Source organism: Psychrobacter sp. JCM 18900, from assembly GCF_904846625.1.
Taxonomy (GTDB): domain Bacteria; phylum Pseudomonadota; class Gammaproteobacteria; order Pseudomonadales; family Moraxellaceae; genus Psychrobacter.
The window spans coordinates 30145-51273 of record NZ_CAJHBL010000002.1; the positions used below are offsets into that span (position 1 = coordinate 30145).

A 21129-nucleotide genomic window follows, 5' to 3' on the forward strand; every position below is an offset into this window, starting at 1 on the left:
AGGATATTGAAAATGGATAAATGGTTTGTGAAATGGCGTCCTTACACCGGGAACCTAGAAACGACACCGGTAGGTATCAATGAATACTTACCAATGGGTAAAAGTGTGGTGTTAGGCGCACAGCACTCATTCGCAATGTTCGGTGCGACAATCTTAGCTCCCTTACTGATGGGCTTTGATCCTAGCTTGACCATGCTGATTACTGGCATAGGTACGATACTTTTCTTTCTGATTACTGGTGGTCACGTACCAAGTTATTTGGGTTCTAGTTTTGCATTTATCGGAGCGGTCGCAGCAGTAACAGGGTATAGCGGCACTGGTATAAACCCAAATATTGGTATTGCCCTAGGAGGTACCGTTGTTTGCGGAGTTTTATATGCACTGATGGGTCTGCTGGTGATGAAAACAGGGACAGAGTGGATTGAGAACTTGATGCCACCTGTGGTCACTGGGTCCATCGTCATGATTATTGGGTTGAACTTAGCGCCTGTCACCATACAAAGCGTCATCGGCAGTAGCTTTGATTCTTGGATGGCGTTGGTCACCGTATTATGTATTTGTTCAGTCGCCGTATTTACCAGAGGTATGGTCAGACGTCTATTACTGTTAATAGGACTGGTAGCTGCATATTTTATTTATTTCCTATTAACGAACGTCTTGGGCATGGGCACGCCTATTGATTTTAGTCCAATTGCAAATGCCGCTTGGTTCGGTATTCCAACCCTTTATTCTCCTGTCTTTGAGACCAGTGCCATATTAGTCATTGCACCTGTCTTTATCATCTTGATCGCTGAGAACCTTGGACATTTCAAAGCAGTAGAAGCTATGACTGGCAAAAGTATCTCACCTTATATGGGTAGAGCGTTCTTCGCTGATGGCCTTTGTACCACGCTTTCAGCCTCGGTAGGCGGCACTGGTATGACGACTTATGCAGAAAACATCGGCGTGATGGCCGCGACCAAAATCTACTCTACAGTTGTCTTTGTCATAGCAGGTGTCTTTGCAATCTTATTGGGCTTATCTCCTAAATTTGGCACCTTGGTCAGTACTATTCCTGTACCTATTTTGACTGGTGCCTCAATCGTTGTCTTTGGTTTAATCACGATCGCTGGTGCGCGCATTTGGATGAATGCAAAAATTGATTTTAGTAAGAATGGCAATATGTTGGTAGCCGCCGTCCCAGTAATCCTAGGCACTGGCAACTATTCACTAAACATTGCAGGATTTGATTTAGGTGGTATCGGTACCGCTACTTTTTTAGCCATTCTTATGAACCTCGTTTTCAATTTTAAAAACAAACAAAAAGAGGTGAGCGTGACCACTGAGAGAGAAATCGCTACATCAGAGCCGCTCTTAAAACTCAATCCATAAATTTAAATCACTACTTGATATTACCTTAAGGAATCGTGTCATGAATACAGAACCACGCAGCGTACAACAATTGATCAATGGCGAGTTTACCGAATCAACTACCACAGAATGGATTGATATCACCAATCCAGCCACTCAAGAAGTTATCGCCAAGGTACCACAGTCAACACCTGAGGAAATCGAGCAAGCTATCAAAACAGCATCTGAGGCCTTTCAGAGTTGGCGTGTCACACCCATTAGCAAACGAGCCCGTGTTTTCTTAAAGTATCAACAACTGATACGTGAAAATATGGATGAGCTGGCAGCGCTACTGACTGAAGAACAAGGCAAAACGCTGGCAGATGCGAGAGGCGATGTATTTAGAGGTCTTGAGGTCGTAGAACACGCATCCGGTATCGGTAACTTGCAACAAGGTGGCTACATCGAAAACGTCGCCAGTAGTGTCGATATGTATACCGTGCAGCAACCAATAGGTGTCTGTGCAGGTATTACCCCCTTTAATTTCCCTGCCATGATACCGCTATGGATGTTTCCAATGGCCATCGCCACAGGCAACACGTTCATCTTAAAACCCTCTGAACAAAATCCAATCGTTACCATGAGATTGGTCGAGTTGGCGCTTGAGGCAGGTATACCAAAAGGGGTATTAAATGTGGTTCATGGTGGTAAAGACACAGTGGATGCGCTGTGCGATCACCCTGATATAAAAGCGATATCTTTCGTTGGTTCAACAGCAGTGGGCAAGCATGTCTATGATCGAGCCGGTCAGGCTGGCAAACGTGTGCAATGTATGATGGGTGCGAAGAACCATGCCGTTATCATGCCTGATGCCAATAAAGAACAAAGTCTGAATCAGCTAGCAGGTGCAGCATTTGGTGCAGCAGGTCAGCGATGCATGGCACTGTCTGTTGTGGTATTGGTTGGAGAGTCTAAACAGTGGGTTGATGAGATTGTAGAAAAATCAGCACAGCTAGTAGTGTCTGCTGGCAAGGATGATAAAGATTTAGGTCCGCTAATATCTAAGCAAGCCAAAGCCCGTGTCGAGCGCTTAATCCAAGCGGGAATTGATGAAGGGGCGCATCTAAGACTCGATGGCCGTGGTTGTCAGGTAGCAGGTTATGAAGATGGTAACTTTGTTGGTCCGACCATCTTAGACAATGTAACAGCTGATATGAGCTGTTATACCGAAGAGATCTTTGGTCCTGTCCTATGCATTATGTATGCCGACACGCTTGAGGAAGCCATTGAGATTATCAATACCAATCCAAATGGTAATGGCACTGCTATTTTTACCCAGTCTGGCGCCCATGCACACAAGTTCCAACAAGATATCGATGTTGGACAAGTTGGTATTAATTTACCAATTCCAGTACCGCTACCGATGTTTTCGTTTACAGGATCTAGAGCCAGTAAGCTCGGTGATTTAGGTCCTTATGGTAAGCAAGCGGTGCAGTTTTATACACAGACGAAAACCGTGATATCACGTTGGTTTGATGAAGATGCTAGTGAAGGCGTAAATACTACTATTTCTATGAAGTAGCTATACGGCCTAGCAAACGTAGGACGTTATGTAGAGCGTGTGATTAATTGACGATAGGCTCTACATAACAACATACAAAAGCAAATATAAATGCAAATGGTGGATTTTATGAATATCAATACAATACCAGAAATCATTGAAGATATTAAAGCAGGCAAGATGGTCATAATCATGGATGATGAAGATCGGGAAAATGAAGGTGACCTGATCATGGCAGCCACTTTAGCCAAGCCTGATGATATCAATTTTATGATTACCCATGCCAGAGGTTTGGTTTGTTTGACCTTGACCTCCGAGCGTTGCAAAAAATTAAAACTACCTCTCATGTGCAAAGACAACCAAGCACCTTATAGTACAAATTTCACCGTTTCCATTGATGCAGCGGAAGGGGTAAGTACCGGAATATCAACGGCAGACAGAGCTCATACCATTAGAACTGCCGTGTCTCAAGACGTTACCTTTGATGACGTCGTAACCCCAGGTCATATTTTTCCATTAGTGGCTAAAGAAGGCGGTGTCTTAGAACGCGCTGGGCATACTGAGGCAGGTTGTGACCTAACGAGACTGGCTGGTTTAGAACCTGCTGCGGTTATTGTAGAGATTATCAACCAAGATGGTGAAATGGCTCGCAGAAATGATCTGATGAAATTCGCCGATACTCATAATCTAAAGGTTGGCACCATAGATGCATTAATCAAATATATCAAGTCTCAAGAGGCTGTTGAAAATAAAAGTAAAAATGAAAGCGAAGTCGAAAATTTAGAAGAAACCGTAGCGTATGAATATGATGAAAGCGATGAGCGTACCGTTGAATTGATTTAATAAATTTAATTTAACTTGATTTTATAAGCTATTAGATACTTTTACCGCAATTTGAATTTTGCTGAAATTGGATGAAACCCTATGTTAGTTAAAAAATATCCTTGTAAGAACGACACGTCAGAAACGGTCGTATTTAGTTCAGGTTTAGGCGGGCATGCTGATTTTTGGTTACCTCAAATTGAGAGTTTTACCGAGCATTACAATGTGATTTGCTATGAACAAGAAGGGGTGTCGCCTGATAGTGCTCTCTTACCTGATAACTATTCTATGCAAGATTTAGCAGAACAATTAATCGAAATTTTAAAACAAGAAGAGCTGTCTAACTGTCATTTCGTCGGTCACGCACTTGGCGGATTTATCGGTATGGAAGTCGCTTATAAAGCGCCAGAATTGTTAGATAAACTGGTCATCTTAAATGGATGGGAAAGCCTAGATCCTCACACTATTAAATGTTTTAGCATGCGAACCAGTTTGCTACAAGACACAGGGGTAGAGGCATTTGTACGTGCCCAAGCGATATTTTTATACCCACCGATCTGGATCTCAGACAACATAGATACACTCACGCAAAAAGAAAATAAAGCCATCGCTCACTTTGCGCCAGTCGAGAACGTCTCAACGAGACTAAAAGCCTTGCAGGCTTATCAACCCCTGATAAATGCCAAGCATATCAAAAACAAAACACTAGTTTTAAGCAATCTTGATGATGTTTTGGTGCCATGGCAACGCGGTCTGGCTTTAGCCGATAATATACAAAATGCTCAATTTGAGTTGATGGTAACAGGTGGCCATGCCAGTACAATCACAGAAACCTGCTCAACCAATAGCAAAATCCTTCAATTCTTATCCAAAAATTAATATCAATTAGGACGTACTATGACTGATTCCCTATCGTTAACCTCAGAAGGTCTTGACCAACTGTTTGGTAAGGCCAGATCCTTTAATGCTTGGCAAAAAAAAGACGTGCCAGATGCACTACTTGAAGAGATCTATCATTTAGTTAAAATGGCACCTACCTCGGCCAACTGTTCACCGGCACGGTTTGTATTTCTCAAATCTGATGACGCTAAAGCGAAATTAGAGCCAGCACTGTCAACAGGTAATATCGAAAAAACAATGACAGCACCTATCACAGTGATTGTCGCTTATGACAATGAGTTTTATGAGCAACTTCCCAAATTATTCCCACATACGGATGCCAGATCATGGTTTAACTCTAGCCCTGAGCTCATAAAAGAGACGGCGTTTAGAAACAGCTCTATGCAAGCCGCTTATCTAATCTTGGCTTGTAGAGCATTGGGTTTAGACACGGGCCCTATGTCTGGATTTAATAATGAATTAGTGGACGACACCTTTCTTAAAGATAGCAAATGGACCTCAAATCTACTCATTAATATAGGGTATGGCCAAGAGGATCAATTGTACAGCCGCCTCCCAAGATTGGACTTTGATGAGGCTTGTCAGCTCTTATAAAAACAAGCGATTCATCTATGTGAAAGGGTAGCTGCTTTCGACTGGGTTATTAAGTGAACCATAATGACGTTTAATAACCATTTTTGGTTAAAGATCTCTAAAAATAAAGGTTTTCCGCTACAGCCTTTATACTATAGGCACTAAGAAAGCCCCAATCTTGAGATTGGGGCTGTTTAAATTTGGCAAACATAATATGACTCGAACCAACGATCTCTATCATGTTTGAGTAGGTTGACCAAGCAACGTATTATTACACTCTCTTATAGATATTTCTTGTATCAGCCTATGGCTATCTGAGCTATGCTACATATATTTCTCTATATATGACTATATAGTAGGCTAAGCGAAACTGACATGTATCCAAGTTATAGAGGACTGGTTATATTAAAATATAAACAAACTTCCGAGATTCAAGGTTTTTATATTTCTTACTCTACAGCGTTAGCTGATAAGAAAAGAGATTTTGATAAAGCCGAGAAAAAATCTTGATATATTTTGGGATTTTCAATTGGTTTCAAGTTGTATTGCGCGTTTGCTCTAACAATTACAGATTTTCCAGAACTAGAAGGTCTTGCAGTAACAGTCATTCTAACTTTATTACCGCTGACTAGTCTGGTAGCTGAAACTGTACCAAGATCTGTATCAGCTTTATCAATGACAAAACTCAAATCTTGTAAGGTTGATATTACATTTCTAACTACTATAGTTTTATCACTAGTATCAAAAGCTCGCGTTTGCATACTGCGTAGCTCTACTTGATTGTCAGCGCCCAAAATTCTAGCATCATGTGTTGCACAACCTGTAATAGCGAGGAAGGCAGCGAAAAAAGTTATTTTTAATGATTTCATATTTCTTGAGCCTCTAAAAATACTGATTTAGATAATTTACTGAAGAATTCAACATATAGCTCTTCTGTCTTCATGGTTTCGGCTTTGGTTACTTGTCCTTGAGTATTTGTCACAATGCGCTGAAAAGTAGCTCTAGCTAAATAACCTTCATTGTTGAGCTTAGAAGGTAGTGTGACGAAACTAACTTTAATTTGCTGCTCGCTATCAACTGACATATTGCCACCACCAAGGACGGCTAATAGTACCGCGCCTGCTATCTGCGCGTTATTAGTGGCACTTACAGTCTTAGACGCTGTAATAACACCTGATTTTGTTTCGGTTTCGTCTATCGAATATCCCATATCTTGTAATACAGCGACTCCAGCTGAAAGAAGTGAGATCTCATCTTTTGTTTCAAAGAATCTAGACTGCATTTGTCGTTCTTGTAGAGAGGTCTCAGAAGCTTGAAATAAGTTTTCTGGTGCAGTTGTCGCGCAACCAGTCATTGCTAAAGTACAAGCGACAAAGATATATTTCATTTTTTTCATTAGTTTGACCCTAGAACTTTGATGAATGATAGGCAAAGTCTCTTACCAAGTTTTGTTCATCAAATTTTATTATTATAGTAAGTGTTCTCTGTGAGGTAGATGACGCACCTGAACTAGATTGACCACCAGCTAGAACAGCAAATACCCAACCTGTACTTGATGACTGAACTCTATCTGTAGCTACTTTATCGTAAACCCAGACCTCTCTTCTTTGATCATCTGTAGAGACCATATTCGGTGATCCAAGTGCTTGTAATACATCTGCACCACTCATGCCTACTTTGATTTGTTTTTGAACAACGCCCACAGATATATTTGAGTTGCTTTGAACTTGTTCAGCATGATGTGCTGCTGAAACACAGCCACCAAGTGATAAAGCGGCTATTAAAATAAATATAGCTTTCATCTTATTTCCTTTTTAATAGAGTGATATGCACAGTATAAGTTAGGTGTGAAAACATTATATTTTCACACCTAACTTAGATAGACACAATGTAACGGTTTAGTTAACAAATGTAAATAAAAAACTATAAAATACAAGGCTTTTGTTCTTTATTTACATTCATACTTTTATATGATTTAAGAAAATAAACTTAAAGAAATCTTTTATTTATTTTGATATTCACGTGAATAGTAGACTTACCTATAATGGCAAAGGGAGTGCCAACTAAGTATTCAATATTATTGGTGATACAAGTGTCGCTATATTACAAACTCGAAAGCAGAACGCTTGTTTCGCTATTCAAAATGCCATCAATTTCTCTGACTTGACGCAGCACTTCATCAAATTCTCTCAAGCTTGTCGTGTGTATCTCTCCTACCAAATCCCAGGCCCCGTTGGTCGTATGCAGCTTAATCAATTGCGGAATACCCCGCAGTTTCCTAATCACTTGTGAAGTAGACTTTCCTGTTACTTCAATCATCATCATCGCTTTGACCGTTTCTTTATCTAGTGCCTCATGCACTCGAATCGTAAATCCTAAAATAGCACCGTTGTGAATCAGTCTATCCAATCTGTTTTGGATAGTGGCACGAGAGACTTTGAGTTTTTTAGCAAGGTTTGAGATGGTTGCTCGACCATCTTGTCGAAGTTCAGATATCAGTTCGCTATCTAAAGAATCATAAATGTAATACGCCATAAAAATGCTTCCTTCACTAGATTTTGACATTATGCTAAGTAGCACCTAACAATGTGTCAAAAAAACGTCCATATTTGGTAAATTATTGACATTTTAACTGACAATTATAATTGGTAGCATATTAATTGTCGGTTAAATAAATAATATTCATGGAAGGGAGCAAAATTAATGTCTAAATTTATCGTATCACAGAAGCAGGGTGTGCCATTTGTTAGCGTACAGGCGATGGCTGAAATTATTAGTAATTATGGTATAGAACAGACCATAAAAGAATTGGTAGATGCTTTAGAACAAGATTTTTCTCGTTGGGATAGTTTTGAAAAATCCAGTCGTTTTGCTTCTCATTCCAAAGACGGTGTCATAGAGTTGATGCCTGTCAGCGATGGTGAAATGTTTGCGTGCAAATATGTCAATGGTCATCCGATCAACACCAAGCGTGATTTGCAGACGGTAGCCGCTTTTGGCTTATTGTCTGATGTCGATACAGGCTATCCCATTCTGCTGACAGAAATGTGTATTTTAACCGCCTTACGTACTGCGGCGACTTCTGCATTGGTTGCCAAACATTGTGCGCCCAAAAACGCCCAGACTTTAGCGCTTATCGGTAATGGTGCTCAGGGTGAGTTCCAAGCAATGGGTATGAAAGCAGTCGTGGGTATCTCAAAAGTGCGTTTATATGATGTCGATTCAGCCGCGTCTGAAAAAGTAGCGCATAACCTTGCCGATTCAGGCCTAGAGATTACTATCTGCAAAACGGTAGAAGAAGCAGTTGAAGGTGCAGATATCATCACTACCTGTACCGCAGATAAGAAAAATGCCACGATTCTTCGTGATGATATGGTCAAAAAAGGTGTCTACATCAATGCCATCGGTGGTGACTGTCCTGGAAAAACGGAGCTGGATGCCAACATCTTGTTAAGAGCCGATCATGTGATTGTGGAATTTGAACCGCAAACCCGTATTGAAGGCGACATTCAACAGCTCTCTCAAGATTTCCCTGTGACAGAGTTTCACCGCATCGTAAATGGTGAAAAAGCAGTACGCACCAATGAAGATAACTTGGTTGTATTTGATGGTGTTGGTTTTGCCTCAGAAGACTTTACGGCTTTGGTATTTTTGCGTGATTTGATCAAAAAGCAGGATGCATATGAGCTGCTTGACTTGATTCCTCAGCAACAAGACCCTAAAAACCTCTATTCGGTAGTCAAAGCTCATAGCAAAGATCGTAGCCTAGAGACGGATGAAGCGATGGCCGCATCATAAGTAGTTTGAATATAGAAAAATAGGAGTTCAATGCCAGTTTTGGACTCAAATGATGAAAAAATTGTTTTATTTAATAGAGACAAAATAATGAATGATTTAATGAAAAACGTGCGAATAGTAGAAGTTTATTCAGACGTCGCAGGGCATAAAAAAGGCGCGTCATTAGGAATCGATGCATTGCGCGCATCATCAAAAGAAATGAACGCAGACTATTATGAAAAATTGCAACTTGATAGTATAAAAAATGAATATATACATGAAGAAGAGTCGCCATTTAAGCATGCAAAATACGCTGATGTAATTGAACCTGTTATTTCTAAATTGGCGCATAAAATCAAAGATATAAGAAATGAGAATCAATTTCCGATTGTTATCGCAGGTGATCATTCTAGCTGCGCAGGCACCATGCATGGCCTAAAAATGGCACATCCTGATGCTGAAATCGGCGTGGTTTATATAGATGCTCACGCTGATTTTCATTCACCATATACCAGTGGGTCAGGAAATATGCATGGCATGCCTTTGGCGATGGCTTGTGCCATTGATAATTTGGAATGTCAGCGTAACGAGCTTTCTGAAAAAGAAAAAGAGTATTGGGAAAAGTTGAAGTTTATGGCATCGAACGAGCCATCAATTAAGCCAGAAAACGTGGTTTTTTGTGCGGTTAGAGATTATCAAGAAGAAGAAATGGATTTAATTAGAAGACATAAAATCCCTTTATATAGTGTGGCTGAGATAACCCAAAAAGGTATCAGTTCTACCGTAGAGGAAATCTTCAAAAAACTAGAATATTGCGACCATATTTATGTGTCGTTTGATGTTGATAGTGTCGATCCTTTATATGTGCCAGGAACCGGTACGCCTGCAATGAATGGCCTATCATACGAACAAGCGATGCAACTTAACATAGAGTTAATTAAGAATAAGAAAGTATGCTGCTGGGAGATGGCAGAAATAAATCCTTTGTATAACAACTCAAAAGATGACTCGACCAGAATATTTAAAATTTTGGAGAAAGTGACCCACACACTTTTGAGCAATTACTAGTACTGAATATTTAAAATGAGTAAAAGAATCTAGCCTAAAGGGGTTTGTTAAAACCTTCTTTAGGTTGGTTAAAAAGGGACTGCGAGTAAAAATAATATGGACATTATTAAAGCCAGCGCTGCAAGTCGAGATGTTAGCGGTATCAATATCAGACAATTTTTAAAGTTCTTTATCCCATCTATCATAGGTTTGATGCTTTTCGTATTTCCAATTCCTTATGTTGACGGTAAGTTTGTCACCTATGCAGAAGGATTTACCATTCCTATATCTGTATTGAAGGATTATATACAGGGTTATATCGGTGACCTTTTACCGTTATTGGTTGTCACCTCAATCATGATTACCTTGTGTTGCACCTTATATACTAAAATCATGAAACCTGCATTTATTCTGAAGAATGCGTTTCTAAATAATTTATTAAACGTTACAACGCCTTGGCTTGTTATTAGGATGCTTGGTGCGTTCTTTGTTGTCGTGACCTATTTTAAATTTGGGTTTGAGTCAATATATTCAGACAATATTGGCGGCTTAATATTATATGAGTTAATGCCTATACTTTTTATCGTATTTTTCTTGGCTGGATTGCTGCTACCGTTATTGCTTGATTTTGGCTTATTAGAATTCTTTGGGGTTCTACTAAGCAAAGTAATGAGACCTTTATTTGGTTTACCAGGTAGGTCATCTGTAGATTGTTTAACGTCATGGTTGGGCGATGGCACTATCGGTGTGTTATTAACCGATAAACAATTGGAAGGTGGGTTCTATACCAAAAAAGAAGCGGCAATTATTGCTACAAGTTTTTCAGCAGTGTCGATTACATTCTGTTTGGTTGTCATTTCTCAGGTTAAGCTCGAAAGCTACTTTATCAATATGATTGGCGTCGTTGCTTTATGCGGAATTGTTTGTGCGCTAATAGTTCCAAGGTTATTGCCTTTATCTAGAATTGAAGATACTTATACTATCGAAAACAGTGATAGAGATCATGAAACCATTCCCGAAGGAAAAACGTTATTCACCCACAGTTTGCATAAAGCTGTCCAAAAAGCAGATAAGAGTCCAAGCTTTCTTACTTTTTTAAGAGATGGTCTAAAAAATATTTTGGATATGTGGATTGGGATATTGCCTGTCGTTATGGCAATCGGCACGATGGGTCTAATCGTTGCAGAAGAAACACCTGTATTTGATTATCTAGGTATGCCGTTTATTCCATTCTTAGAGTTATTGAATATACCGTTTGCCGCAGAAATGTCAAAAACGATCATGGTAGGTTTCGCAGATATGTTCTTGCCGGCTATTATCGGTTCTTCAATAGAGTCAGAACTAACTCGATTTGTTATCGCTTGCTTGTCAGTGTCTCAATTGATCTATATGTCAGAAGTCGGCGGATTGATTTTAGGGACAAAAATCCCAGTAAGCTTTTTTCAATTATTGATAATCTTTCTACTAAGAACAATCATCTCGTTACCAATCATTGCGGTATGTGCTCACATGATTTTTTAAATAGAGCTTTCTAAAAGCTAGCTGCACCACGTCTAAAAAAACCACCTTAATAGGTGGTTTTTTGCTATCAGTCTCAAGCTATAGTTGAATTCACATGATTTCAATACAAGGAAATCGAGGTTGAGCGATACGTTATTTCTTGCAACCATACAAAAATAGATATACGATTCATATACGTTTCGTATATCAAGGTATTTTTATGGGTATTGTGAAAATTGATGATGAACTGCATGAAGATATTCGTAAAGCAAGTGCAGTCATGGTGCGCTCCATCAACGCACAAGCTGAATATTGGATGAAGATAGGCATGCTCGCTGAAGCCAACCCGAATATGTCTTACAACCAGATTATCAATGAGCAAATGAGACAGGCTGATGTCAATATAAGGAACCTTATAGATGGATAAGGTCATACTTAAAAATGCAGCAGAATTGGAAATCATGCGCGAGTCTGGCCGACTTCTAGCCTCTGTCTTTGATTATCTAGATGAGAAAATTACAGTTGGTACTTCTACGATGGACATCAATAACCTTGCTGAGCACTATATCGTCAATCAGTTAGGTGCACGTCCAGCCAGTAAAGGTCAGTATGGTTACCAATATGCATTGAATACCTCAGTGAATAACGTGGTCTGTCATGGCATTCCTTCAGAGCAGCAAATACTCAAATCAGGTGATATTGTGAATGTAGATATTACCCTAGAACAAGGGGGTTTTATCGCTGATTCTAGCAAAATGTATTTGATAGGTGAGGTGGCACCACTTGCAAAACGCTTGGTTGATCAGACCTATGAAGCCATGTGGGGAGGAATACGAGTGGTGAAACCTGGAGCAACGCTAGGTGATGTTGGTCATGCCATCCAAAGTTACGCTGAGCAGCAGGGCTATTCAGTAGTGCGAGAATATTGCGGTCATGGTATTGGACGCGAGATGCATGAGGGACCGCAAGTTTTGCATTACGGATATCAAGGAAAAGGTCTAGTCCTACAAGAAGGTATGACATTTACCATTGAACCGATGGTCAATCAAGGTAAAGCCAAAGTTAAAGTCAAAAGAGATGGCTGGACTGTAATCACCAATGATAAAAAGCTATCTGCTCAGTGGGAGCATACGATTGCGGTTACTTCTGACGGCTATGAGGTTCTCACTCTGCGTAACGATGAGCTTATTTAAGCGATTTAATATTCGAACGACGATTCGGTAAGGCGTTTCTGTAATTCAGAAGCGCCTTTTTTAGAGCTTCCTGTGACCGTTATTTAGCCAGTTATGGCTGAGAAGAAAGTGACTGACATCAAGAGTAGAAGACTATTTGATACATATAAATATACCTAGCTAGAGAACTGCTTTGGTCGCGCCAGCTGCCCGTTCGATCAATAAATCTACAGGAGCATCAGGACTTAATGTACCAAAGGCTAGCCCATGCTCATTCCCAATCCTAGAACGACAGAATGCCTGAGCGATCTCCGTATGTTCAGTCTGTAGTAATATCGAAGCCTGTAGCATCAATGCTAGGCGCTCAATCACATAGCGACTACGGAACTCCAAGGTTTGAGTGTCCTCAAATCGCTCTATCAGCAGGTGTAATTCTGCATCATAATCAGCACTTTTTCCTGCTGCCTGCTGCAGTTCCTTAAATAAAGCTCGCTGAGTTTCTGGCTCCTTTTTTAAGGCACGTAGCACATCTAGACACTGCACATTGCCGCTGCCTTCCCAGATTGAGTTTAGCGGCGCTTGCCTGTACAAACGCGGCATAATAGTCTCTTCGACATAGCCATTACCGCCCAAACATTCTTGTGCCTCATTGATAAAAATGGGGGCGCGTTTGCATATCCAATACTTTCCAATTGCTGTCGCGATACGAGCGAGCGCGGCTTCATGAGGGTCTGTTTCTATCCTATCAACAGCGCGTGCAATACGCATTGTTAGGGCCAAAGCCGCTTCTGACTCTAAGGCTAAGTCTGCCAGCACATTACGCATAATAGGTTGGTTGACTAATAATTTACCAAAGGCTTCGCGCTGGCTGGTGTGATGAATCGCTTGAACGATCGCTTGGCGCATTTGAGCTGAGGAGCCAATCATACAATCAAGTCGGGTTAGCGCGACCATCTCGATAATGGTAGGAATACCGCGACCTTCAATGCCCACTAGCTCACCGAATGCACCTTGAAACTCTACCTCGGAGGAAGCGTTTGCCCAATCTCCTAATTTATCTTTTAAGCGTTGAACTTGTACGGCATTGCGTGTCCCATCAGGCCGAAAGCGTGGTACTAAAAAGCAACTAGGACCACTGTCAGATTGGGCCAAGACGAGATGAGCATCACACATTGGCGCTGAGAAAAACCATTTATGCCCAACGATTTCATACGAGCCATCTTCTTGTCGTGTGGCTCGAGTCGTATTGCGACGTAAGTCTGATCCACCTTGTTTTTCTGTCATGCCCATGCCCATCGTACAGCCTAGCTTTTCTTCCATGGGCAAGCTGCGCGGATCATAGTGTTCAGATGATAGCTTGGGCAGCCATTTTTCAGCCAGTGCTGGCGAATGACGTAGGGCAGGGATAGCGGCATAGCTCATAGACATGGGACAACCAAACCCAGCCTCAGGCTGTGAGCCGAGATACATGACTGCCGCCCGAGCCACGTGAGCACTATCACGCTCTTCGTTGCGCCAAGCAAAATTGCTCATGCCGTATTTCATTCCTGCTCGCATCAGGTCATGGTAAGCCGGATGAAACTCTACTTCATTTATACGCCGACCATAGCTATCAAAGTTGCGTAATTTAGGCTTGTTTTCATTGGCTAAGAATCCGCTGCTGATCAGCTCTCCACCAGTCAGTGCGCCAAACTCTTTCAAGTGACTTTCTGCCCAAGCAGCACCCTCTCGTGCGACAGCTTCTTTGAGCGCCGTATCTGTTTCCCATGCATTATAATTGGCTAAGGTAAAAGGTTGATTCTGCACCTCATGGGTCTTAAATTGATTTACAATTGACATGATAATTGTCTTCCCTGATTTTGAATGTCATTCCCTAAGTTTCAGTAGTTCAGCAACTTACATGATCAGTATTACATATAAAAAATAATTCCGTCAATAGGTGTAATATGAACAAACCAACGCCTCGTTTATTGCTTTTACGCTTACTTATGGTGGCAGAAGCAAACACACTTAGTGCCTCCGAAGCGGTGCTGGCAGGCTCTATCTTTGGTATGACAGAAAACAGTATACGTGTGACGTTGGCTCGTTTGATCCAAGTGGATCTTGCTGAGTCGATTGGTCCTGCCACCTACAAACTTGGACCAAAAGCTCAAAAGTTGGGCGCTGATGTGGCCTTATGGCAGACAGCGGATAAAAGAACGATAAAATCCGATGGCTCATGGATAGCGGTAGCTACAGGTGGACTACCCCGCAGTGATCGTAAAGCGCTGCGTGCCCGTGCTCGCGCTTTGTCATTATTGGGGTTTCGTGAACTTGATAAGGGGCTTTATCTGCGTCCCAATAATTTATTAGGCGGTATTGATGTCGTCCGCAAGCGTCTATTGGACTTGGGCTTAGAAGAGGAAGCTGCAGTTTTTAAAGCCAATGACTTTGATGAGGTTAGGCAGAAAAAAGCACGAGCACTTTGGTCAGACATGCATCTTGAAAATCATTATAACGAGAAGTCGCAGCAGCTCACCGACTGGTTAAGTGGTTTGGACGACTTACCGTCCCATGTGGCGCTGCGAGAAATATTCGTCCTTGGAGATGCAGGTATTCGTAGTGTTGTTTTTGACCCTCTGCTTCCTGCTCCCCTAGTAGATGAGGACGCACGGCAAAAGTATTTTGAGACGGTGCGACGTATTAATGAGGAGGGTAGGCGCTTATGGTTTGCCTTTTTTGAAGAGGCTAAATCGTTAGAATCCGTTTAACCAAGTCATTAGAATGCGCTTAAACAGAATAAAGTGAAATGGTGGCACAGTAATTAACAAGCAGCAGAGGCGTTATATATAGCGATGAATAAGCATTAGTTATTTGCACCTATTCAGATAGTATTTAATGTGAGCCATATGGCGAATTTTCATGACAAGAATGATCAGCAAGTGCATTCAATATGCCACATGACTTCGCTGGTGCGCTACTGACACATTTCTGCCGCAAAACACTTAAGTGTTTTTTTAACTGTTTTAGCTCTTCTATACGTGTTTCCACAGCGCGGATATGTTCATCCAACAAGGTATCGACATCAGCGCAATCTCTGCTAGGTTCTGCCCAGTACTTAAGTAAAGTCCGTACTTCATCCAACGTCATATCTAGTGTACGACAGTGCAGAACGAACTGTAGACGCTCGATATGACTTTCGCGATATAAGCGATAATTCCCTTCACTACGCGCAGGCTCTGGTAATAGCTTTTCTTTTTCATAATAGCGAATGGTTTCTACTGTAGCGCCTGTACGCTTAGCGAGCTCTCCAATTTTTATTAGCATGGTTATCTCAAAGTCATTTCAAAACTGAAATCATTAAAGTAACTATAAGGTTTAACCCTAAGGAAATCAAGTTTATACAATTGCATATAAATGGCCTTGACCCTGAAGCCACTAGAGGGTTCACAATAGCGTTATCAAATGAATTCTTATAATGAGGCAGTTTATTATGCAATATCGTATTGAAGGTATGGACTGTGCCAGTTGCGTCAGAAAAATCGAAACTGCATTAGCACGTATGCCTGGCGTCTCTGACATACAGCTTAATTTTGCGACTGAAAAGTTAGAGCTATCGCTTGCCCCTAATTCAGATACTCAGTGCAGCGATATTGAAAAGACCATCAAGCGTCTGGGTTTTGGCATATCTGCCACTACTGATCAAGCAAACGCAGCAGACAGCATTAGTGATAATCAATTGAAGACGCAGCAACAGTATTGGTGGCAAACTAGAAAAGGTAAGCAAGTCGTTAGTCTCGGTATCTTGATGAGTGTCGCCTACGCGTTGGCACTAGTTTTTCCTGATTATGGCATGTGGGCATTTGCTATTGCTGTCATTGTGGGTGTTTTCCCCTTCACTCGAAAATCTATGACCTTGGCAATGACAGGCACCCCGTTTTCAATTGAAATGCTGATGTCTATCGCGGCAATTGGTGCGCTTGTCATTGGTGAGGCTGAAGAGGCGGCGGCGGTTGTCTTTTTGTTCTCTGTCGGTGAATTGTTAGAAGGTGTGGCAGCAGATCGTGCCCGTGCTGGTATCAGGGCATTGGCATCATTGGTGCCAAAGAATGCGATTTTGCTTGATGCACAAGGCGGACAGCGTGACGTTCTTGCAGCTTCGTTGCAGATCGATGATCTGGTATTGGTACGTCCTGGCGATAAAGTATCTGCTGATGGTGTCATTGTTCAAGGTAGCTCTAGTCTTGATGACTCACCTGTCACTGGCGAATCCATACCCGTTGCTAAAGACATGGGCGATGCAGTATTTGCAGGATCAATCAATATGGATGGGGCGCTGCAAATCCGTGTACAAAAGACAGCTGCTGACAACACTATTGCACGCATTATCAATTTGGTAGAGCAAGCGCAAACCTCTAAAGCCCCTACGGCTCGTTTCATTGAAAAATTTAGTCGTTATTACACCCCAGCGGTGATGGCTATCGCTGCACTGGTTATTATTGTTCCGCCGCTAACGATGGGAGGTGAATGGTCGACTTGGTTATATCGTGGTTTTGCACTATTGCTAATCGCCTGTCCTTGCGCGCTTGTACTATCTACTCCGGCTGCCATTGCATCAGGATTGGCTGTCGGTACACGCCGCGGTTTACTTATCAAAGGGGGCAGCGCTTTAGAAACCATTGGTCGCGTGAATGTCGTGGCTTTTGATAAGACGGGTACATTAACTGAAGGTAAGCCACAGGTAACCGATGTGATCGCCTTTACACAGAAGCAATCAGTACAAGAGCATATAGGGCCTGAAGGTCAGAATGAGATACTAGCGCTGTTTGCCAGTGTTGAGTCTGCTTCTAGTCATCCACTGGCAAAAGCGATTATTGATCATACCAAAGCCGCTAATATCTCTATACCGATAACTTCAAATGCCTATGCTACTGCGGGGAAAGCAGTACATGCAACGGTAGCCGGGCGCCCTTTAGCCATTGGATCACCAGTCTATGCAACTGAGAAAAGCTTGCTGTCAATTGACCAACAGGCAGACATTGAAGTATTGCAAAAGGAAGGCAAGACGGTCTCCGTTCTGTTCGATGAGCAGAGCTGCGAAGTGCTTGGGTTGGTTGCGCTACGAGACGAATTGCGAGAGGATGCTCAGGCAGGAGTGGCACAGCTCAAAGCGATGGGTGTGCGCTCTGTGATGCTTACAGGTGACAACCGTCTGACCGCTCAGGCACTTGCTAGTCACTTAAATATAGAATGGCAAGCTGAGCTATTGCCCGAAGATAAGCTACGTTTGCTCAATGAGATGAAGGATAATAGCAAGATAGCGATGATTGGTGATGGTATTAACGATGCGCCAGCATTAGCAACAGCAGACGTAGGTATTGCTATGGGTGGCGGTACGGATGTCGCCATCGAGACAGCCGATATCGCGTTATTAAAAAGTCGTGTTACAGACGTTGCTCATCTCATTGCCTTATCGCGTGCAACCATGGCCAACATACATCAAAATGTAATTTTTGCTCTAGGACTAAAGGCCGTGTTTCTAATCACTACTGTACTGGGTATTACTGGGCTATGGATTGCTGTGATAGCGGACACTGGTGCAACGGTACTAGTGACTCTCAATGCTTTACGCTTGCTAAGGTTCAAAGGAGCTCAACCACTAACAACTTTGTCCAAAGCAAAGTAAGTATGAAGTTCTTGTTAAAATGGCGGTTTGATTCTCTATTCTAATGACTAAGAGTGGCATTGTTAAGATTTTGGTTTAAAAGGTTTTGAGAATTGTAGAATTAAAAAACCAACTACTGATAATATAATGGCAATCTCATAGCGACCATAAGCCACCGATATCCCAATGGCGGCTGTATTCCACAATCCAGCCGCAGTAGCAGTGCCCTTTGCGCCGCTTTCATTTTTAAAGATAGCGCCACCGCCAATAAAACCCATTCCAGTGATTATGCCATACATAATTCTAGCCTCAGCATCGGCGTCTTGATAAATGTCCATGCCCACTAGCATAAAAGCACACGAAGCAATTGTTACTAAAGGAAAAGTCCTCAAACCTGCACCATTATCTTCAAGTTCACGATTGAGAGCGATTGGTAGTGACAATATGAAAGCAATACCTAATTGAAAGGCATGATACACCAGAACATTTAGACTAAAATCGAAGTTAAACATAGTAATAACTCAGAAGATATTTAGGGTATGGTTTACTTTAAAAAATATAAGTATAAATAAAGAATAACAGAAATTAGCAAGTCGCAGTGTCTAAGATCTAATTGATAAAATTTGTGAAGCACTAGATATTAGGGCAGGGGATATTTTTGAATATTTAAAAAAGGATAAAGAGAAAAATACTCAGAAATAGGTTTTAGCTTACAGTTTAAAGTAGAGGTCAAAAAGAGGGTTTTAATTTTAATGGTTTTTAAGGGTCGGTCACCATTTGGTCACCGTCACTTTTTTAAATGATTTAAATCTGATTGTATAATCATGACTATGAGTCGATGTAGACAAGTATTTTCCGCTACAGCCCATATTTCACGGACAAAAAAAGCCCCAATCTTAAGATTGGGGCTTTTCGAATCTGGTAGGCGTAATCGGATTCGAACCAACGACTTCTACCATGTCAAAGTAGGTCGACTAAAATACATATTATGACGATATCTTACATACATTGATATAAAAAGGCTTTAGATATTATAAGGCTGAATAATTAGAATGTAAATTGTAATAAAATAAAATTTAAATCGTATTTAGGCACTGTATTTTTATAGTACTTTTACCTCTACTCCATTGTCAGATTAGACCAGAAATATTGAAAATAAGTCATTAAATAACAAGCAAATAGAGTCTTCTGTTGCTCGATATTCAGGGGTAGGTGACAGTAGGCTCAAATTTTATTAAAGAATTCAGGTTTGGCTTGTATTTAAGTGAGTATCTATCGATGGATACGGGTGGTCCCTTGAATCCCGAACAGCTTTGACAAACAAGTTGTAACGCCAACTACTTTTAAGAAAATCGACTAATAAGTCGTGAGTTTCGATATTTTTTTTCGTTGACTTCGATTGTTTTCCCAAACTATCACAACTATCGTTTACCCCAATCAACGTTGTGAGAGAAATACGCTGGATAAAATATTCACCATATGGACGATTCGAAAACATTTCTACAAATATCATCGCAACCAACGGCTGTGTCCTATCCTTAAGATTTCTCGTCATCCCACCGTGCCATCACACTACTCAAGGTTTGTCGTTACCAGTTAACTAAAGCAGCCGAGCTGGTAACTATTTGAACTTTGTACTCGATCTCAGGATTCATGTAAAAACTTAGCCCACCAAGATCGAAATGACAACGTTCCTAAAACTAAGTCATCAATCCGTTGTGTCTGCTATAAGCTCACTATAGCTATTTTAGCAATATCCTACCAATTTCTATAAATAGCAAAATGAAGTGGAGAGAAACCTATCTCGTTTCTTACGCTAGTGTTGCCTTTTTTAGAACACAAAAGGTTATTTGTTGTGATTCTTCTTAATAATTTATTAGTCATAATAAGACTGACAGAAAACATAAGACTAAAGGAATAGACATGACGAATGGAAATATAGGTATTGTCGGTTTAGGCCGTATGGGTAATGGTATGGCTCAGTCTTTGCTTCGCAAAGGTTTTAAAGTATTTGGCACAGACATAGGAGAAACCCAATGCCAAGCTGCCAAGGGAATCGGCGTGAATGTGGTTGCAGATCTTAAAGCGCTTTGTACCGAATCTAGCGTCATCATTCTGTCTTTGCCAATGGCAAAGCATGTACAAGCAGTTGTTAAAGGTAAAGATGGCATTATTGACTGCGCTCAGCCTAATACTCTGATTATTGATACCTCTACCTCAGAACCAGAGGTAACGCGGGCACTCTCTAGGGAGCTAGATCGGTTAGGCCATCAGTTATTGGACTGCCCTGTAAGTGGCGGTCCAGCGGGTGCTGAAGCCGGTACTATGGTGATGGTTGTTGGCGGCGAACGCAGCTCCCTTGAACGTGCTCAGTTGTATCTGGATGCGCTAAGCTCAAAAGTGGTCTACATGGGCAAGTCTGGCAATGGACATGCCGCTAAACTCATTAATAATCTACTATGTGCCGCACATCTCGTGACCACTGCCGAAGCAGTAGCTTTGGGCACCAAGGCAGGCCTCGATCCTGCAGACCTTATTGCTGGTTTGAATGCCGGCTCAGGTCGTAGTGCGATCAGTGAAGTAAATTTTCCTCGTTGGATTCTCGATCAAAGTTTTGATTCCGGTTTTACGATGGAGCTGATGCGTAAAGACGTACGTCTGGCAAAAAATATGATCAGTGAGATGGGATTAGAGTTGCCTTTGGCGCAACAGGTAGCTGAGATTTGGTCGCAGAGTGAAGAAAACATACCTGATCAGGATGATTTTAACTGCATTGTTAAAAATGCTGGCTTGGGAGAGTAGGT

General features: G+C 41.4%; 19 protein-coding genes and 1 pseudogene. 13 read left to right on the forward strand and 7 right to left on the reverse strand.

Annotated elements, in window-relative coordinates; translation table 11 throughout:
- Nucleotides 1-12: 12 nt before the first annotated feature.
- From JMX96_RS03055 to JMX96_RS03075, 5 genes and pseudogenes are all read left to right on the forward strand, one after another.
- Nucleotides 13-1371 carry a solute carrier family 23 protein gene (locus JMX96_RS03055; RefSeq protein WP_201567275.1) on the forward strand — a complete coding sequence of 453 codons (1359 nt, stop codon included), beginning with the start codon at nt 13-15 and terminating at the stop codon, nt 1369-1371.
- 40 nt (nt 1372-1411) lie between these two features.
- A complete protein-coding gene (locus JMX96_RS03060) occupies nt 1412-2911 on the forward strand; it encodes a CoA-acylating methylmalonate-semialdehyde dehydrogenase (RefSeq protein WP_201567277.1) in 1500 nt (499 codons plus the stop codon).
- 108 nt (nt 2912-3019) lie between these two features.
- Nucleotides 3020-3667 (forward strand): annotated as a pseudogene (gene ribB / locus JMX96_RS03065) (3,4-dihydroxy-2-butanone-4-phosphate synthase); the annotation flags it as partial.
- Nucleotides 3668-3814: 147 nt separating this feature from the next.
- Nucleotides 3815-4591 carry a pyrimidine utilization protein D gene (gene rutD, locus JMX96_RS03070; RefSeq protein WP_201567281.1) on the forward strand — a complete coding sequence of 259 codons (777 nt, stop codon included), beginning with the start codon at nt 3815-3817 and terminating at the stop codon, nt 4589-4591.
- A gap of 18 nt (nt 4592-4609) precedes the next feature.
- The gene (locus JMX96_RS03075; RefSeq protein ID WP_201567282.1) at nt 4610-5206 is read left to right on the forward strand and encodes a malonic semialdehyde reductase; all 597 of its coding nucleotides are present in this window, start codon (nt 4610-4612) and stop codon (nt 5204-5206) included.
- A 428-nt stretch (nt 5207-5634) separates the two neighbouring features.
- Here JMX96_RS03075 and JMX96_RS03080 read toward each other — a convergent pair whose 3' ends face one another.
- The 4 genes from JMX96_RS03080 to JMX96_RS03095 all read right to left on the reverse strand — a co-directional run bounded on the left by JMX96_RS03080 (nt 5635) and on the right by JMX96_RS03095 (nt 7720).
- Entirely contained in the window at nt 5635-6054 is a 420-nt protein-coding gene (locus JMX96_RS03080; RefSeq protein ID WP_201567283.1) for a hypothetical protein, read from the reverse strand.
- Entirely contained in the window at nt 6051-6581 is a 531-nt protein-coding gene (locus tag JMX96_RS03085) for a hypothetical protein (protein WP_201567284.1), read from the reverse strand. The genes JMX96_RS03080 and JMX96_RS03085 overlap by 4 nt, the downstream gene beginning before the upstream one ends.
- Nucleotides 6582-6591: 10 nt before the next feature.
- Nucleotides 6592-6987 carry an outer membrane protein assembly factor BamE gene (locus JMX96_RS03090; protein WP_201567285.1) on the reverse strand — a complete coding sequence of 132 codons (396 nt, stop codon included), beginning with the start codon at nt 6985-6987 and terminating at the stop codon, nt 6592-6594.
- A gap of 301 nt (nt 6988-7288) precedes the next feature.
- The gene (locus JMX96_RS03095; protein WP_201567286.1) at nt 7289-7720 is read right to left on the reverse strand and encodes an Lrp/AsnC family transcriptional regulator; all 432 of its coding nucleotides are present in this window, start codon (nt 7718-7720) and stop codon (nt 7289-7291) included.
- A 168-nt stretch (nt 7721-7888) separates the two neighbouring features.
- On the opposite strand from JMX96_RS03095, the gene JMX96_RS03100 reads away from it, so the two are divergent.
- From JMX96_RS03100 to map, 5 genes are all read left to right on the forward strand, one after another.
- Nucleotides 7889-8983 (forward strand): ornithine cyclodeaminase, encoded by a 1095-nt coding sequence (locus JMX96_RS03100; protein ID WP_201567287.1) that lies wholly within the window; start codon nt 7889-7891, stop codon nt 8981-8983.
- Between the two features lie 30 nt (nt 8984-9013).
- On the forward strand, nt 9014-10030 hold the full coding sequence (locus JMX96_RS03105; RefSeq protein ID WP_227676884.1) for an arginase: 1017 nt from the start codon (nt 9014-9016) through the stop codon (nt 10028-10030).
- Nucleotides 10031-10126: 96 nt separating this feature from the next.
- Complete coding sequence (locus JMX96_RS03110) at nt 10127-11530, forward strand: YjiH family protein (protein ID WP_201567288.1); 1404 nt, start codon at nt 10127-10129, stop codon at nt 11528-11530.
- 199 nt (nt 11531-11729) lie between these two features.
- Entirely contained in the window at nt 11730-11936 is a 207-nt protein-coding gene (locus JMX96_RS03115) for a ParD-like family protein (protein ID WP_191113989.1), read from the forward strand.
- Nucleotides 11929-12702: a type I methionyl aminopeptidase gene (gene map, locus JMX96_RS03120; RefSeq protein WP_201567290.1), complete on the forward strand. Its 774-nt coding sequence runs from the start codon at nt 11929-11931 to the stop codon at nt 12700-12702. The genes JMX96_RS03115 and map overlap by 8 nt, the downstream gene beginning before the upstream one ends.
- Before the next feature lie 159 nt (nt 12703-12861).
- Here map and JMX96_RS03125 read toward each other — a convergent pair whose 3' ends face one another.
- Nucleotides 12862-14520 carry an isovaleryl-CoA dehydrogenase gene (locus JMX96_RS03125; protein WP_201567292.1) on the reverse strand — a complete coding sequence of 553 codons (1659 nt, stop codon included), beginning with the start codon at nt 14518-14520 and terminating at the stop codon, nt 12862-12864.
- A 107-nt stretch (nt 14521-14627) separates the two neighbouring features.
- On the opposite strand from JMX96_RS03125, the gene JMX96_RS03130 reads away from it, so the two are divergent.
- Complete coding sequence (locus tag JMX96_RS03130; RefSeq protein ID WP_227676886.1) at nt 14628-15431, forward strand: PaaX family transcriptional regulator; 804 nt, start codon at nt 14628-14630, stop codon at nt 15429-15431.
- A gap of 124 nt (nt 15432-15555) precedes the next feature.
- On the opposite strand, the gene cadR is transcribed toward JMX96_RS03130, so the two are convergent.
- Nucleotides 15556-15987: a Cd(II)/Pb(II)-responsive transcriptional regulator gene (cadR, locus tag JMX96_RS03135; RefSeq protein ID WP_201567294.1), complete on the reverse strand. Its 432-nt coding sequence runs from the start codon at nt 15985-15987 to the stop codon at nt 15556-15558.
- A 166-nt stretch (nt 15988-16153) separates the two neighbouring features.
- Between cadR and JMX96_RS03140 the strand changes: the two genes are divergently transcribed.
- Complete coding sequence (locus JMX96_RS03140; RefSeq protein WP_201567296.1) at nt 16154-18346, forward strand: heavy metal translocating P-type ATPase; 2193 nt, start codon at nt 16154-16156, stop codon at nt 18344-18346.
- 62 nt (nt 18347-18408) lie between these two features.
- On the opposite strand, the gene JMX96_RS03145 is transcribed toward JMX96_RS03140, so the two are convergent.
- Complete coding sequence (locus JMX96_RS03145) at nt 18409-18837, reverse strand: MgtC/SapB family protein (protein ID WP_057761029.1); 429 nt, start codon at nt 18835-18837, stop codon at nt 18409-18411.
- Between the two features lie 1363 nt (nt 18838-20200).
- Between JMX96_RS03145 and JMX96_RS03150 the strand changes: the two genes are divergently transcribed.
- Entirely contained in the window at nt 20201-21127 is a 927-nt protein-coding gene (locus tag JMX96_RS03150) for an NAD(P)-dependent oxidoreductase (protein WP_227676945.1), read from the forward strand.
- Nucleotides 21128-21129 lie beyond the last annotated feature (2 nt).

Coding starts and splice junctions, on each gene's coding strand:
- JMX96_RS03055 (WP_201567275.1), top strand. CDS start 13: ATGGATAAATGGTTTGTGAAATGGCGTCCTTACACCGGGAACCTAGAA.
- JMX96_RS03060 (WP_201567277.1), top strand. CDS start 1,412: ATGAATACAGAACCACGCAGCGTACAACAATTGATCAATGGCGAGTTT.
- rutD (WP_201567281.1), top strand. CDS start 3,815: ATGTTAGTTAAAAAATATCCTTGTAAGAACGACACGTCAGAAACGGTC.
- JMX96_RS03075 (WP_201567282.1), top strand. CDS start 4,610: ATGACTGATTCCCTATCGTTAACCTCAGAAGGTCTTGACCAACTGTTT.
- JMX96_RS03080 (WP_201567283.1), bottom strand. CDS start 6,054: ATGAAATCATTAAAAATAACTTTTTTCGCTGCCTTCCTCGCTATTACA.
- JMX96_RS03085 (WP_201567284.1), bottom strand. CDS start 6,581: ATGAAAAAAATGAAATATATCTTTGTCGCTTGTACTTTAGCAATGACT.
- JMX96_RS03090 (WP_201567285.1), bottom strand. CDS start 6,987: ATGAAAGCTATATTTATTTTAATAGCCGCTTTATCACTTGGTGGCTGT.
- JMX96_RS03095 (WP_201567286.1), bottom strand. CDS start 7,720: ATGGCGTATTACATTTATGATTCTTTAGATAGCGAACTGATATCTGAA.
- JMX96_RS03100 (WP_201567287.1), top strand. CDS start 7,889: ATGTCTAAATTTATCGTATCACAGAAGCAGGGTGTGCCATTTGTTAGC.
- JMX96_RS03105 (WP_227676884.1), top strand. CDS start 9,014: ATGCCAGTTTTGGACTCAAATGATGAAAAAATTGTTTTATTTAATAGA.
- JMX96_RS03110 (WP_201567288.1), top strand. CDS start 10,127: ATGGACATTATTAAAGCCAGCGCTGCAAGTCGAGATGTTAGCGGTATC.
- JMX96_RS03115 (WP_191113989.1), top strand. CDS start 11,730: ATGGGTATTGTGAAAATTGATGATGAACTGCATGAAGATATTCGTAAA.
- map (WP_201567290.1), top strand. CDS start 11,929: ATGGATAAGGTCATACTTAAAAATGCAGCAGAATTGGAAATCATGCGC.
- JMX96_RS03125 (WP_201567292.1), bottom strand. CDS start 14,520: ATGTCAATTGTAAATCAATTTAAGACCCATGAGGTGCAGAATCAACCT.
- JMX96_RS03130 (WP_227676886.1), top strand. CDS start 14,628: ATGAACAAACCAACGCCTCGTTTATTGCTTTTACGCTTACTTATGGTG.
- cadR (WP_201567294.1), bottom strand. CDS start 15,987: ATGCTAATAAAAATTGGAGAGCTCGCTAAGCGTACAGGCGCTACAGTA.
- JMX96_RS03140 (WP_201567296.1), top strand. CDS start 16,154: ATGCAATATCGTATTGAAGGTATGGACTGTGCCAGTTGCGTCAGAAAA.
- JMX96_RS03145 (WP_057761029.1), bottom strand. CDS start 18,837: ATGTTTAACTTCGATTTTAGTCTAAATGTTCTGGTGTATCATGCCTTT.